Origin of the sequence: Streptomyces venezuelae, assembly GCF_008642355.1 — a bacterium.
GTDB lineage: Bacteria > Actinomycetota > Actinomycetes > Streptomycetales > Streptomycetaceae > Streptomyces > Streptomyces venezuelae_B.
The window spans coordinates 6,192,329-6,205,784 of the sequence record NZ_CP029193.1; the positions used below are offsets into that span (position 1 = coordinate 6,192,329).

The following is a 13,456-nucleotide window of genomic DNA, read 5'->3' on the forward strand; positions in this document are numbered from 1 at the left end:
AAGACTGGACAACTGAGCCGCGCCCAAACCTGCTTGGTCCGGGTCCGCGAATCCGGAGATCATGGGCCCATGACATGGAACGGGGAAGAACTCGACATCGACGCCTACTTGGCGAGGCTCGGGCATACGGGCAAGACGGAGCCGGACCTGGAGACTCTGCGCACGCTCCACAGGGAGCACGTCGCGGCGATCCCCTTCGAGAATCTCGACATGATGCTCGGCCGGCCGGTACCGCTGGATCTGCCCGCTCTGCAGGACAAGCTGCTGCGCCGACGGCGGGGCGGTTACTGCTACGAACAGAATCTGCTCTTCGCGGCGGCTCTGGAGCGCATCGGCTTCGATGTCGCCGGGCTCGGGGCGCGCGTCAGGGCCGGGGCGACCTCCACGCGTGCGGTGAGCCACATGCTGCTCAAGGTGGAGGTGGACGGCGAAGCATGGCACTGCGACACCGGGTTCGGAGCCGATGGGCTGCTCGAACCGATCCCCCTGCAAGGGGGCGTGGAAATGCAACAAGGGGAGTGGCGTTTCAGCCTCCACGAGGAGGACGCGGACGACGGCGTCATGGTGCTGCGGACATGGCGCCCCGGAGATGGATGGTTCGACCTCTACGCGTACACACAGGAGCGGCGGCTCCCCGTCGACTACGTAGTGATGAACCACTACACCTCGACCCACCCCAGGTCGTCGTTCATCCGCAGGCCCGTGCTGCAGAAGGCCGGTTCCGAGGTGCGCCGCAGGTTGGTGGGCGATCTGCTCACGTTGACCCGCCCGGACGGCACGGCGGACGAACGAAGCGTTCCTGTGGGCGAATTGATGGACGTTCTCGACCGCGAGTTCGGTATTGAACTCGATGCCGAGGACTCGGCCGAGCTGATCCGGGTGCACTACGCCGGAGCGTGACCCGGGCCGCGCTCCGCGCCGTACGATGGCGCGGTGCTGGTCAAGTGGATTCGCTGCTCCGTGGTCGATCGTCGGGGGTTCGAACGAGGACAGCGGAAGTGGGCGGGGCTTTTGGGGGAGCCGGGGTTCCGGGGGCAGGGCGGGGGGTGGAGCCGGGGGAGGCAAGGGGTCGCCCATGTCTTCACGTTCTGGGAGAGCCGTGCCTTCTACGACTCCTTCATGGCCCGTTCGCACGATCGGCTGGCTGCCGGGCAGTCCGGAACCTACAAGGACCTCCGCGCCAAACTCTTCGACCACCGTTTCGACGTGAAGACCGGGTTCGAGCCGCGCTTCACCGACGTGGACGTGGTGCGCGTCGCGCACTGCCGGGTCCGCGAGCCGCGGGTGGAGCATTTCGCGCTGATGCAGGAGAAGGTCTGGAACCCCGCCATGGCCGGCTCGCCCGGCATGGTGCGCGGCCTCTTCGGCGAGGCGCCCGGACACGAGTTCCTGGTGCTCTCCATGTGGCAGTCGGCGGCCGAGCACGGAAAGTACCGCGCCGAGCGGGTGGAGCGTCTTGCGCTGCGGGCGCAGACGGAGGCGGATGTCGCCGCGCTCGCGGGGGACATCGTGGAGCTTGAGCCGTCGTGGACGGTGTGATTCCTTCTTGACCTCGGGGAGCCCGGCCTGCTGGGACTAGGCTGCTTGCCCAGGTCCGCTGGTTCACTCCGCTGGTTCACTCCGCTCGTTCACTCCGCCTGGTCTGGGCCGCTCAGCTCGTCAGGTTCGTTCCCCTTGATGTGTACCGGCCGAGCCGGTCCTTCTCGTCTCGGCTTGCGCCGCTCCACACCTCACCGCCGTTCGAACGCACCCGCACGAGTCGCCGCGACGGCCGCGGCCGCCGCCTGGTCCGCGAGGGCCGCGTCGACCGGCTCTCGCGTGATGAATACGCGGAGCAGCAGCGGCGCGGATACGGCACGGACGAGCGCTGCCGCGTCGGTGTCCGGGGGCGCCTCGCCGCGTTCCACCGCGCGCTCGACGACAGCCTCGCAACGCCCGAACCGCTCGGCGTAGTAGGCGTGGAGGGCATCTGCTGCCCGTGCCGACTGGAAGGCCGCCGCGACGAAGGCGGTGGGGGCCGCCGCGGTCGCCTCGTCGGAGAAGGACTCGACGACTTCGCGGGCGAGTTCTCGCAGATCGCCCTCGAGGCTGCCGGTGTCCGGCGGGGTCCACGTGTCCTCACCCGCCATTTCGAGGGCGTCGGCGACCATGCCTTCCAGGCCGCCCCAGCGGCGGTACAGCGTGGTCTTGTGGACTCCCGAGTGATCGGCGACGTACTCGACGGTGAGGCCGGGATAGCCGTGGTCGGCCAGACCGCTCAATACGGCGTCGCGGACGGCTGCGCGGGTTCGGGCGGTCCGGCCGCCGGGACGACGGGTGCCTGGGGCGGCTGAGGCCGACGCGGTCGGCGGAACGGGGCCTGCGCCGGCGGGTGCAGCCGGTGCGACCGACTTTTCTTTGGCCGGGTCGTGGCCTTCCGCGCTCGACGCACCACCGCTCTGACCAGCCGTAACGGCCTCGTCCTTCATGGCCTCGCCCCTACCCCTCTATCCCGCTCGGATGGCAATTGCTACTCTGGTTGCATTAGCTGTGCCAGTCTGCCACACTCATCGTAACGCGACAGAGGTTGCGTTTGGTTGGGTGGATGGAAACCGGGGGTTCCCTGTGCCTACTCAGATTTCTCTGCACGGTGTGACCAAGGCTCGCGGGGATCGGCTGATCCTCGACACGGTGTCTCTCGCGATCAGGCCGGGCGAACGCATAGGAGTAGTGGGGGAGAACGGTGCGGGAAAGTCCACGCTCCTGCACCTGATGTCCGGTGACCTGCGGCCCGACGAGGGTGAGGTGGTCACCGTCGCCGAACGAGGGGCCGGCCTGCTCGCGCAGACCCCCCAGCTCCCGGCGGACCGACGCGTCGGCGATGCCATCGACGTCGCGCTGGCCGAACTCCGTTCCATGGAGCGCCGATTGCGGGTGCTCGAAGCGGAGCTCGGTTCCGCCGACGAGCGTGACCTCGGCGAGTACGGGGACCTGCTCACCGCTTTCGAGTTGCGCGGGGGCTATGAGGCGGACGCACGCGTGGACAAGGCGATGCACGGCCTGGGGCTCGGCCACATCGGCAGGGGCAGGGTGCTGGGCAGCCTGTCCGGCGGCGAACAGGCCCGGCTCGGCCTCGCCTGCCTCATAGCGGCCGCGCCCGAGGTCATGTTCCTCGACGAACCGACCAATCACTTGGACGAAAGTGCGCTGGACTGGCTGGAGAGTGCCCTCGCGGCGCATCGTGGGACGGTCGTCGCGGTCTCCCATGACCGCGTGTTCTTGGAGCGCGTGACCACCGCGATCCTCGAAGTGGACGCCGACCGTCGATCGGTGGTGCGGCACGGCGGTGGGTACCAGGGACTGATCGCGGAACGGGCGGCTGCCCGGCTGCGGTGGGAGCAGCAGTACGAGCAGTGGTGTGAGGAGACGAGCCGCCTCCAGGAGTTCATGGTGACCACTGCCCATGCGGTGGCCGGCGGGCGGGGCATGAAGGACAACAACAAAATGGCGTACGACCGGGCCGGAGGGAGGGTCCAGGCCTCGGTGGCGGGACGTGTCAGAAACGCCCAGGAACGACTCCGCAGGCTGCGGGACCAGCCGGTGCCGCGGCCGCCCGAACCTCTCAGGTTCACTGCACGCCCGCCGACCGGCGCGACACAGGGTGAGCTGGTGAGCCTGCGGGACGTGAAGGTGGGAGAGCGGCTCGCCGTGGGGTCGCTCACCGTCTCGGCGGGCGAGCGACTGCTGATCCACGGAGGCAACGGCGCGGGCAAGTCCACTCTGCTGCGCATCATGGCGGGAGTGCTCCAGCCCGACGCGGGCACGGTCGTCCGCAGAGGCCGCATCGGTTATCTCGCTCAGGAGATACCGGTACGGCACCCGACCGAGTCTCTCCTCGAAGCCTTCGGGAAGGGTCTGGGGTCGGCCGAAGACGAGCAGAGGGAGCTGCTCCTCTCATTCGGCCTCTTCAGGCCACGTGACCTGCACGTCCCGGTGGGCTCCCTGTCCGCGGGGCAGCGGCGGAGACTCGCCCTCGCACGCCTCCTCGCCAGACCCGCCGACCTGCTGTTGCTGGACGAACCGGCCAACCACCTGGCGCTGGGCCTGGTCGAAGAACTGGAGGCAGCACTGGATCAGTGGACAGGAGCGCTGGTCGTCGTCTCGCACGACCGATTGCTGCGTCAGCGCTTCGCGGGCCGAATACGCCGGATGGAGTCCGGGCGGCTACCCGACTGAGCAGCCCACCGACGACCCGATCTAGGGTTTCCCTATGGCACGACCGCGGCGCATCATCCTGGTCAGGCACGGCGAGTCGGCAGGCAACGCCGACGACACCGTGTACGAGCGCGAACCCGATCATGCCCTTGAGCTCACCGAAACGGGGTGGTCACAGGCGGAGGACACGGGAAAACACCTGCGGGAACTGCTCGGTCACGAGCGCGTGAGCGTGTACGTGTCGCCGTACCGCCGCACCCACGAAACCTTCCAGGCATTCCGGCTCGATCCCGAGCTGGTGCGCGTACGGGAGGAGCCCAGGCTGCGGGAGCAGGACTGGGGCAACTGGCAGGACAGGGACGACGTGCGGCTGCAGAAGGCGTACCGCGACGCGTACGGGCACTTCTTCTACCGTTTCGCACAAGGAGAGTCGGGGGCTGACGTCTACGACAGGGTGGGGGCGTTCCTGGAAAGCCTCTACCGGAGCTTCGAGGCGCCGGACCATCCGCCGAACGTCCTGCTGGTGACGCACGGACTGACCATGCGGTTGTTCTGCATGCGGTGGTTCCACTGGTCGGTCGCCGAATTCGAGTCGCTGTCCAACCCGGGCAACGGGGAGATGAGAGTGCTGGTGCTCGGCGACGACGGCAAGTACACGCTGGACCGGCCGTTCGAACGCTGGCGGGAGCCCGAGTCGTACGGCGTCACGGGTTAGGCATGATCGGAAGGGGGCGTCCTTCCCGGAGCCCGGCAAGCCCGGACCCGCGTTTACGAAGCTGCGATTCCGGAGCTGTGACGGGGATATCACCGGGCGGCGGTTCCGGGGGGCTCGGGGGAACCGGTTGAGTGGTGCTGGATCCGTTGGCAACGAATTAGAGTGGCAGGGCGATGACCGCTGATTCCTCTCCCGACCGGCGCCTCGAGCGCGCTCTGGCCAGTCTGCGCGGACTGGCGGTGGGGGACGCGCTGGGCTCACAGTTCTTCGTCCCCGCGCATTACCCCCTGCTCAAGCGCCGTGAGCTCCCCGACGCACCCTGGCAGTGGACCGACGACACGGAGATGGCCTGCTCCGTACTGGCCGTCCTCGCCGAACACCGGCGCATCGACCAGGACGCCCTCGCCCTGTCGTTCGCCGAGCACCATGACTTCGACCGTGGCTACGGCCCCGCCGTGAACCGGCTGCTGCGGCAGGTCCGCGAAGGCGGGGACTGGCGGGAGCTGGCCTCCGCGCTCTTCAAGGGACAGGGGTCCTGGGGGAACGGTGCGGCCATGCGGATCGCCCCGCTCGGCGCCTGGTACGCGGACGACCCGGAGCAGGCGACGCACCAGGCGGAGATCTCGGCGTACCCCACGCATCAGCACCGTGAGGCCGTCGTCGGAGCGATGGCGGTGGCCGCGGCCGCGGCACTGGTGGCGGCTCCCGCAGGACCGCCGGCGCCGAAGGAACTGCTCGACGGCGTGATCGACCTGGTGCCGCGCAGCGCGGTGGGGGCGGGGCTTCGCAGGGCGCGGGACATGCTCGACTACGGCGACGCCGGGACCGTCGCGGCGGTGCTCGGGTGTGGTCGGCGGACGACGGCGCATGACACGGTGCCGTTCGCGTTGTGGTCGGCGGCTCGTGGGCTCGGGGCGTACGAGCGGGCGATCTGGGACACGGCTCAGGTGGGCGGGGACATGGACACGACGTGCGCCATCGTCGGGGGTGTCGTCGCCGCGGGGGCGGGGGGTGCGCCGCCCCAGGACTGGCTGGACCGGACGGAGGCGCTGCCGGACTGGGTGCTCGACGGCGCGGTTTGATCCTGCGCTGAGCCGTTGTTCGTGGTCCGCCACGTGCACCCGGTGCATCACGGCTACCACGTGCATCACGGGGCACCCCGTCGATCACGGACACCACGCGTACCACGTGCGTTCGGGCATCCCGCGTTCCAGGCCCCGCCCCAGGTTCCGTCCCTCCACACACAAGCGCCGACCGGCGCAGCCACCATGCTTGCCGCGCCGGTCGGTACCTGTAGCTGTAGCTGTGGCCGTGCCTGCAGTGCGTTGTGTCTTGCGTCCTACGTCCCCGTGTCAGCCGGCCGACGGGCCCGCCGCGCTTGCCGTGCCGGCGAGGGCGTCGAGGTCGCTCTTTCGGACCTTGATCACCAGTGCCGCGGTGATCAGGGCCAGGACGGCCATCGCGGCGGCCGGGATGAACGCGGTCGAGATGCCCTCGGCCAGGATCTCGTGGCTCCAGGGAGCCGGAAGCTCGTGGGTCTTTGCGAACTCGGCCTTCTGCTCCGGCGAGGCATGGGCCATGAAGTCGGCGACTTGGTCCTTGCCCTCGTTGCGGCTCGCCGTTCCGAAGACGGTGGTGAGGATGGAGAGGCCGAGCGAGCCGCCGACCTGCTGGGTGGCGTTGAGGAGGCCGGATGCCGCGCCCGCCTCGTGGATGGCCACTCCGGAGACGGCGGTCAGGGTCAGGGTCACGAAGTTCAGGCCCATGCCGAAGCCGAAGAGGAGCATCGGGCCGAGTACGCCGCCGACGTATGAGCTGTCGGGGCCGATCAGGGCCTGCCAGCCGAGGCCGACGGCGACGATGGCCGAGCCGGTCACCATGAACGGCTTGGGACCGAGGACAGGGAGGAACTTCTGCGACAGGGCCGCGCCCACCGCGATGACCACCGTGACGGGCAGGAAGGCGAGGCCGGCTTCGATCGGGGTGTAGTTCAGGATGTTCTGGACGAAGAGAACGATGAAGAAGAACATGCCGAACATCGCGGCGGCCAGGCTGAGCATGATCACATAGGTGCCGGAGCGGTTGCGGTCGGCGAACATGCGCAGGGGTGTGATCGGCTCCTTCGCCCGCTTCTCGACGAACACGAAGGCCACGAGGAGGACGACCGCGGCGGCGAACGAACCCACGGTGATGCTGTCGCGCCAGCCCTCTTCGGAGGCGCGGATGAATCCGTAGACCAGGGAGGCCATGCCGAGCGTCGACGTCAGGGCGCCGAGGATGTCGAAGCGGCCGGGGTGGCGTTCGGACTCATTGATGTAGAGCGGGGTGAGGACGGCGATCAGGATGCCGATGGGCACGTTCACGAACAGGACCCAGCGCCAGTTCAGCCACTCGGTGAGCATGCCGCCCGCCAGGAGGCCGATGGCGCCGCCACCCGCGGAGACGGCGGCGAAGACACCGAAGGCGCGGTTCCGCTCGGGGCCTTCGGGGAAGGTCGTCGTGATCAGCGCCAGTGAGGTGGGGGAGGCGATGGCACCTCCGACGCCCTGCAGGGCGCGGGCGGCCAGCAACTGCCAGGGTTCCTGGGCGAATCCGCCGAGGAGCGAGGCGAGGGTGAAGAGGAGGATGCCGGCCATGAAGACGCGACGGCGTCCCAGGATGTCACCTGCGCGACCGCCGAGGAGCAGCAGGCCACCGAAGGTGAGGGTGTACGCGCTGACGACCCAAGTGAGGTCGGTCGTCGAGAAGTTGAGGGCTCCCTGGATGTGGGGGAGCGCGATGTTCACAATCGTGGCGTCCAGTACCACCATGAGTTGGCAGGCCGCGATGACGGTGAGAGCTAAGCCGGGGTGCCCCTCTCGGCGGGCGGTACCGGGCTTTTGATTCTTCGTCAGCTGAGAGGTACTCGACATGATCCCCCACAAGTTCCTTAGTGAACGGTGCCGTTCACTGTCAACCACGACGGTAGTGACACCCCTTGAGTGAACGCAACCGTTCACTGATCCTTCTTCTGTTCTCTGCCTCCCTTGTGTGCTTCATGGAGAGAAATTGATGGCTACTTCCCGTTGGCCCGCGGTTCCCGCGCGGACGGCGTCGGCGCGCCGCCGGGGGCCCGTCCTGGAGCGGGCGATCCTCGATGCCGCCCTGGAGCAGCTCAGCACGGTCGGCTGGAGCGGGCTGACCATGGAGGGTGTGGCCGCGGGAGCGCAGACGGGCAAGGCCGCGGTGTACCGGCGGTGGCCGTCCAAGGAGGATCTCGTCGTCGACGCCCTGCGTGCCGGGCTGCCGCGGCCCGACAGCCCTCCGGACCGTGGCAGCGTCCGCGAGGACCTGTTGCAGCTGTGCAAGGAGATGCGGGTCACGATGTTCTCGCGCACCGGCTTCGCCCTGCGTGCGGTGCTTCACGAATGCGACACGGCGACGGCCGAGCGCTTCCACGACGTGATCTTCCAGGGCGTCATCGAGCCGAGCGTCCACTTGATCAAGGAAGTCATACGCCGGGGCGTCGAGCGCGGAGAGGTGCGTTCCGGGGGAGTGGACGCGTACGTCTGCGATGTCATTCCGGCGATGTTCATGTACCGCTCGAAGGTGTGCGGAAGCGAATGGACCGACGAGGAATTCGAGGCCTTGATCGACCGGGTGATGGTTCCGATGCTGCGTCCCTGAGGGGCCGGCTGCCCGGGGTGCGGGGCCTGGGTGTCGCGGGCGGGCATCGGCGGCGTAGGCTAGTGCCGCCATGCCGTACGAACCACCCACCCACACCGTCGAGCGCTCCCTGCGCGCCACCACCGGAGCGAAGATCGTCGCCGGTGTCGACGAGGTCGGGCGCGGCGCGTGGGCGGGTCCGGTCACCGTCTGTGCGGCGGTCACGGGCCTGCGCAGGCCGCCGGAAGGGCTCACCGACTCCAAGCTGATCACTCCCAAGCGGCGCACCGCGCTCGCCGAGGAACTGGCGGGCTGGGTCACGGCGCACGCCCTCGGTCACGCTTCGCACGAGGAGATCGACGACATGGGGATGACGGCCGCGCTGCGGCTCGCCGCGGTGCGTGCCCTGGAGGGGCTGCCGGTCCGCCCGGACGCGGTCATCCTCGACGGGAAGCATGACTATCTCGGCAATCCCTGGCGGGTCCGTACGGTGATCAAGGGCGACCAATCCTGCGTGGCCGTCGCCGCGGCTTCGGTGATCGCGAAAGTTCAGCGCGACAAAATGATGGCCGAACTGGGCATCGAACATGCAGACTTCGGTTTTGCGGCCAACGCCGGCTATCCGTCGCCGGTGCACAAGGCCGCGCTGGCGGAGCGGGGGCCCACCCCGTACCACCGGCTCACGTGGGCGTATCTTGATGCGTTGCCCCAGTGGCGGCACCTCAAGAAGGCCCGCAGTTGGGCGGACGGAAATGTTCCGGAAATCGAAGGTCAGCTCGGCTTTGAGTTCTGACGCTTTTCCGGGCCTTCCCGTCGCACTCATGTGCCACCCGCCGACGCGCGTCGCATCGGCGTTTGATAGACAACACTTCATGCCTCTCATTCCCGAGGAGCCTCAGATTCACGAGAGTGCCCAGGGTCCCCGCGCCACGCCGGCCAGCGGCCGTACCGCGCCGACCCCCCGCCCCGTACCCGGACCGCGTCCCGCGGCCCCGCCGCGCCCCGGCCGTCCGGGTCCTGCCCGGCCGATGCCGCCCGCGCAGCGCGCGCCGCGTGACACGGCCGTCAAGCCCGGGCCTGCCGCTCCGGCTGCCCCCGGTCCCGCCGCTTCCGATGCCCCGGCATCGGTGCCGCAGATCCAGCTGATCCCGGCCTCTGCCGAGGGTGCGCTGGACGCGGCCGAGGAAGCGGTCGACCTCCTTCTCGACTCCGGGCGCGCCCCCGGCGAGGTCCTGGTGATCAGCACCGGCGACCCGCACCCGTGGGCCGCGCACGAGCTGTCCTTCGGTGAGGCCTCCTACTGGGCCCAGCACGACGCGGGCGACGACGTCTTCTACGCCGACGCCGCCGCCCTGGATCGTGCCGCGTCCCGGCCCGTGGTCGTCGTCGCCCTCAACGGCGGCAGCGAGGAGACCGCGGTCGCGGCCCTGCCGACGGCCCTCACCCGAGCGAGCACCCTGCTGATCGTCTGCGGCGACCCGCAGCGGATCAACTCGATGCTGGGCACGGCCGCCTGAGACGACCTCCGTCGGCCGAAGGCTCGGCCGACACGGGGTCGTGGCAGGCGTGGAGTCGTGGTTGACCGTGCGGTGGTGCCGTCAGGCGCCGACCGCGCGGGAGCACGGTGTCGCGGTCGACGTGTGCCGATCTGCCGATGCGCCGTGGTGTGTCAGCGTGCCGCCGCGCGACGCAGCACATCGGAGGCAGCCCCTCCGGTGCGTATCGCCGGCGGATCGGTTCCGGTGAAGGACTCGGGCCGCGATCCGATGCTCGGCTGTCGGCCGCCGCGCCCCTCGCCCAACACCTGCCAGCCGTCGGACGTCAGCGTGATGTACGCGCCGCAGCGCAGCCCGTGCAGCGTGCACGCATCGCGCAGGCCCCACATCCAGGCCCCGTCCTCCTGGGTCCAACGGGCGTCCCCTTCACGGCAGTAGAGCAGCACGGCGGTGCGTACCGGGGTGCGGCGGCGCAGGTCGTGCGGGATGATCCGGCGCAACTGCGCGAGCAGCGCGTTGCGGAAGACCCAGCCGTCCGTCACCGTGGCGCGCCGCCTGAACGAGGCGCTCGCCCGCAGCCGTTCGTCGGGGTCGAGAACCGCCACGACGGCCGTCGTCGGCGTCGGCAGATGGCGTGCGTGCAGGCCGCTGACGACCTCTCGCGGGTTGCGCAGCAACGGAATTCCGGCCGCCGACCACTCGGCGGGTTCGAGCATCCGCGCCAGTCGGTGGGCGGAGTCGGCGGAGTCGGGGGAGAACTCGGTCGAGGTCGAGGTCGAGGTCGATGCCGGTGCTGGTGAGCCCGGCGTGGATGCCGCGCCGGACGAGGCGAATCCGAAGGTCACGGTCCTCCCTTCGGCTACGCGCCCGTACGCGGGCGGGGTCGGGCTGGGGGAGCGCACCGCGGCACGGCCGAGGGTGACCACGGGGCCGCACGGGAGCGCTTCCAATTGTTCCCGCCGCGATCGTCGGGGGCAATGAACAAATCGGCACGGGATGCCGGTATCGGACGATGCGCTGCTTATATCCCTGCCCAGATCATCCGCGTCCGAGTCCTCCGAGTCCTTCGAGTCCTTCGAGTCCTTCGAGTCCTCCGAGTCCACCGAGTCCTTCGAGTCCTCCGGGACCCGTGGGGCCGTGGCGGATTCGGCGATTGTCAGTGGGATCGGGTTGCATGGAGACATGGACACCCTGGAGCTCCGCACCGAAGCCGACGCCATCCTCGCCGAGCTCGTCGGCGACCCCGGGGGATCGGCCCGGCTGCGCGAGGACCAGTGGCAGGCGGTCGCCGCGCTGGTGAGCGAGCGGCGGCGCGCCCTCGTCGTGCAGCGCACCGGCTGGGGCAAGTCCGCGGTGTACTTCGTGGCCACGGCCTTGCTGCGCCGCCGCGGCGCGGGCCCGACCGTGATCATCTCGCCGCTCCTGGCCCTGATGCGCAACCAGGTCGAGTCCGCGGCGCGCGCCGGCATCCAGGCGCGCACCATCAACTCGGCCAACCCCGAGGAGTGGGAGACGATCTACGGAGAGGTGGAGCGCGGCGAGACCGACGTCCTCCTCGTCAGCCCGGAGCGCCTCAACTCCGTGGACTTCCGCGACCAGGTGCTGCCGAAGCTCGCGGCCACCACGGGCCTGCTGGTGGTCGACGAGGCGCACTGCATCTCCGACTGGGGCCACGACTTCCGGCCCGACTACCGCAGGCTGCGCGCGATGCTGGCCGAGCTCTCGGCCGGCGTGCCCGTACTGGCCACGACCGCTACGGCCAACGCGCGCGTCACCGCGGACGTGGCCGAACAGCTGGGCACCGGAGCGGGCGAGGCACTGGTGCTGCGCGGCGCACTGGAGCGCGAGAGCCTCCGCCTCGGCGTCGTGCGGCTGCCGGACGCCGCGCACCGGCTGGCCTGGCTCGCCGAGCACTTGGACGAGCTGCAGGGCTCCGGGATCATCTACGCCCTGACCGTCGCCGCCGCCGAGGAGGCCACCGCCTTCCTGCGGCAGCGCGGCTTCAAGGTGGCGTCGTACACGGGACGTACGGAGAACGCGGACCGGCTGCAGGCCGAGACCGATCTCCAGGAGAACCGGGTCAAGGCGCTGGTCGCCACGTCGGCGCTGGGCATGGGGTTCGACAAGCCGGACCTGGGCTTTGTGGTGCACCTCGGTTCGCCGTCCTCGCCCATCGCGTACTACCAGCAGGTGGGCCGCGCCGGGCGAGGCGTCGAGCACGCCGACGTGCTGCTGCTGCCCGGCAAGGAGGACGAGGCCATCTGGCGCTACTTCGCGGATACGGCGTTCCCGCCCGAGGCGCAGGTCCGCCAGACCCTCTCCGCCCTCGCCGACGCGGGAAGGCCGCTGTCCGTGCCGGCTCTGGAGGCCGTGGTGGAGCTCCGCCGCACCCGTCTGGAGACGATGCTGAAGGTCCTCGACGTGGACGGGGCGGTCAAGCGGGTCAAGGGCGGCTGGACCTCCACCGGCGAGCCGTGGGTCTACGACGCCGAGCGGTACGCGTGGGTGGCCAGGCAGCGGCAGGCCGAGCAGCAGGCCATGCGGGACTACGTGAGCACGGACCTGTGCCGCATGGAGTTCCTGCGCCGGCAGCTGGACGACGAGGGTGCGGCTCCGTGCGGCCGGTGCGACAACTGCGCGGGCGCCTGGACCGACGCGTCCGTCTCCGAGGACGCGCTGTCGGGCGCGGCGAAGGAGCTGGACCGTCCCGGAGTCGAGGTCGAGCCGCGCAGGATGTGGCCGACGGGCATGGCCGCGCTGGGTGTCGAGCTCAAGGGACGTATTCCGGCCAGGGAGCAGTGCTCCACCGGGCGGGCGCTCGGCCGGCTCTCCGACATCGGCTGGGGCAACCGGCTGCGTCCGCTCCTCGCCGAGAACGCGCCGGACGGCCCTGTCCCCGACAACGTGCTGAAGGCAGCGGTCGCGGTCCTGGCCGACTGGGCGCGGTCGCCGGGGGGATGGGCGACCGGCGCCCCGGACGCCGCGGCCCGGCCGGTGGGTGTCGTGGCCGTGCCGTCGCTCTCCCGTCCGCAGCTGGTCGGTTCGCTCGCGCAGGGGATCGCGACCGTGGGCCGCCTGCCCTTCCTGGGGACGCTGGCGTACGAGGGTCCTGGCGGCGCGCACACGGCACGCCGCAGCAACTCGGCCCAGCGGCTGCGGTCGTTGTCGGACGCGTTCGCCGTCCCTGAGGAACTGGCCGCCGCCCTCGCCGCCTCTCCGGGTCCTGTCCTGCTCGTCGACGACTACACCGACTCCGGCTGGACCCTCGCCGTCGCCGCGCGTCTCCTGCGGAGGGCGGGCGCCGGGGAGGTGCTGCCCCTGGTGCTCGCGGCGGCGGGCTGAGGGCCGGCCGGGTACAGGCCCCATGCCGGGAGGGGGAGGCGGCATGGGGCCTGGGGTCTCAGGT

The 13,456-nt window shown here is 70.1% G+C and carries 12 protein-coding genes; 9 read left to right on the forward strand and 3 right to left on the reverse strand.

The window, feature by feature from the left end:
• Positions 1 to 69 precede the first annotated feature (69 nt).
• Positions 70 to 900 (forward strand): arylamine N-acetyltransferase family protein, encoded by an 831-nt coding sequence (locus DEJ47_RS28615; RefSeq protein ID WP_150173002.1) that lies wholly within the window; start codon positions 70 to 72, stop codon positions 898 to 900.
• Between the two features lie 33 nt (positions 901 to 933).
• Positions 934 to 1,539: a YdbC family protein gene (locus DEJ47_RS28620; protein WP_150173004.1), complete on the forward strand. Its 606-nt coding sequence runs from the start codon at positions 934 to 936 to the stop codon at positions 1,537 to 1,539.
• A gap of 191 nt (positions 1,540 to 1,730) precedes the next feature.
• Here DEJ47_RS28620 and DEJ47_RS28625 read toward each other — a convergent pair whose 3' ends face one another.
• Entirely contained in the window at positions 1,731 to 2,261 is a 531-nt protein-coding gene (locus DEJ47_RS28625; RefSeq protein ID WP_223828535.1) for a TetR/AcrR family transcriptional regulator, read from the reverse strand.
• Positions 2,262 to 2,604: 343 nt separating this feature from the next.
• On the opposite strand from DEJ47_RS28625, the gene DEJ47_RS28630 reads away from it, so the two are divergent.
• From DEJ47_RS28630 to DEJ47_RS28640, 3 genes are all read left to right on the forward strand, one after another.
• Positions 2,605 to 4,215 (forward strand): ABC-F family ATP-binding cassette domain-containing protein, encoded by a 1,611-nt coding sequence (locus DEJ47_RS28630; RefSeq protein ID WP_161234715.1) that lies wholly within the window; start codon positions 2,605 to 2,607, stop codon positions 4,213 to 4,215.
• A 34-nt stretch (positions 4,216 to 4,249) separates the two neighbouring features.
• Entirely contained in the window at positions 4,250 to 4,909 is a 660-nt protein-coding gene (locus tag DEJ47_RS28635; protein WP_150173010.1) for a histidine phosphatase family protein, read from the forward strand.
• A 173-nt stretch (positions 4,910 to 5,082) separates the two neighbouring features.
• Positions 5,083 to 5,991 carry an ADP-ribosylglycohydrolase family protein gene (locus DEJ47_RS28640; protein WP_150173012.1) on the forward strand — a complete coding sequence of 303 codons (909 nt, stop codon included), beginning with the start codon at positions 5,083 to 5,085 and terminating at the stop codon, positions 5,989 to 5,991.
• 270 nt (positions 5,992 to 6,261) lie between these two features.
• On the opposite strand, the gene DEJ47_RS28645 is transcribed toward DEJ47_RS28640, so the two are convergent.
• On the reverse strand, positions 6,262 to 7,821 hold the full coding sequence (locus DEJ47_RS28645; protein WP_150173014.1) for an MFS transporter: 1,560 nt from the start codon (positions 7,819 to 7,821) through the stop codon (positions 6,262 to 6,264).
• A gap of 139 nt (positions 7,822 to 7,960) precedes the next feature.
• Here DEJ47_RS28645 and DEJ47_RS28650 point away from each other — a divergent pair, with 139 nt between their 5' ends.
• The 3 genes from DEJ47_RS28650 to DEJ47_RS28660 all read left to right on the forward strand — a co-directional run bounded on the left by DEJ47_RS28650 (position 7,961) and on the right by DEJ47_RS28660 (position 10,071).
• A complete protein-coding gene (locus tag DEJ47_RS28650; RefSeq protein WP_150173016.1) occupies positions 7,961 to 8,575 on the forward strand; it encodes a TetR/AcrR family transcriptional regulator in 615 nt (204 codons plus the stop codon).
• 70 nt (positions 8,576 to 8,645) lie between these two features.
• Entirely contained in the window at positions 8,646 to 9,347 is a 702-nt protein-coding gene (locus DEJ47_RS28655) for a ribonuclease HII (RefSeq protein WP_150173018.1), read from the forward strand.
• A gap of 79 nt (positions 9,348 to 9,426) precedes the next feature.
• Entirely contained in the window at positions 9,427 to 10,071 is a 645-nt protein-coding gene (locus tag DEJ47_RS28660) for a hypothetical protein (RefSeq protein WP_150173020.1), read from the forward strand.
• Positions 10,072 to 10,223: 152 nt separating this feature from the next.
• On the opposite strand, the gene DEJ47_RS28665 is transcribed toward DEJ47_RS28660, so the two are convergent.
• On the reverse strand, positions 10,224 to 10,895 hold the full coding sequence (locus DEJ47_RS28665; protein ID WP_150173022.1) for a hypothetical protein: 672 nt from the start codon (positions 10,893 to 10,895) through the stop codon (positions 10,224 to 10,226).
• A 337-nt stretch (positions 10,896 to 11,232) separates the two neighbouring features.
• Between DEJ47_RS28665 and DEJ47_RS28670 the strand changes: the two genes are divergently transcribed.
• A complete protein-coding gene (locus DEJ47_RS28670) occupies positions 11,233 to 13,392 on the forward strand; it encodes a RecQ family ATP-dependent DNA helicase (protein ID WP_150173024.1) in 2,160 nt (719 codons plus the stop codon).
• Positions 13,393 to 13,456: the final 64 nt, after the last annotated feature.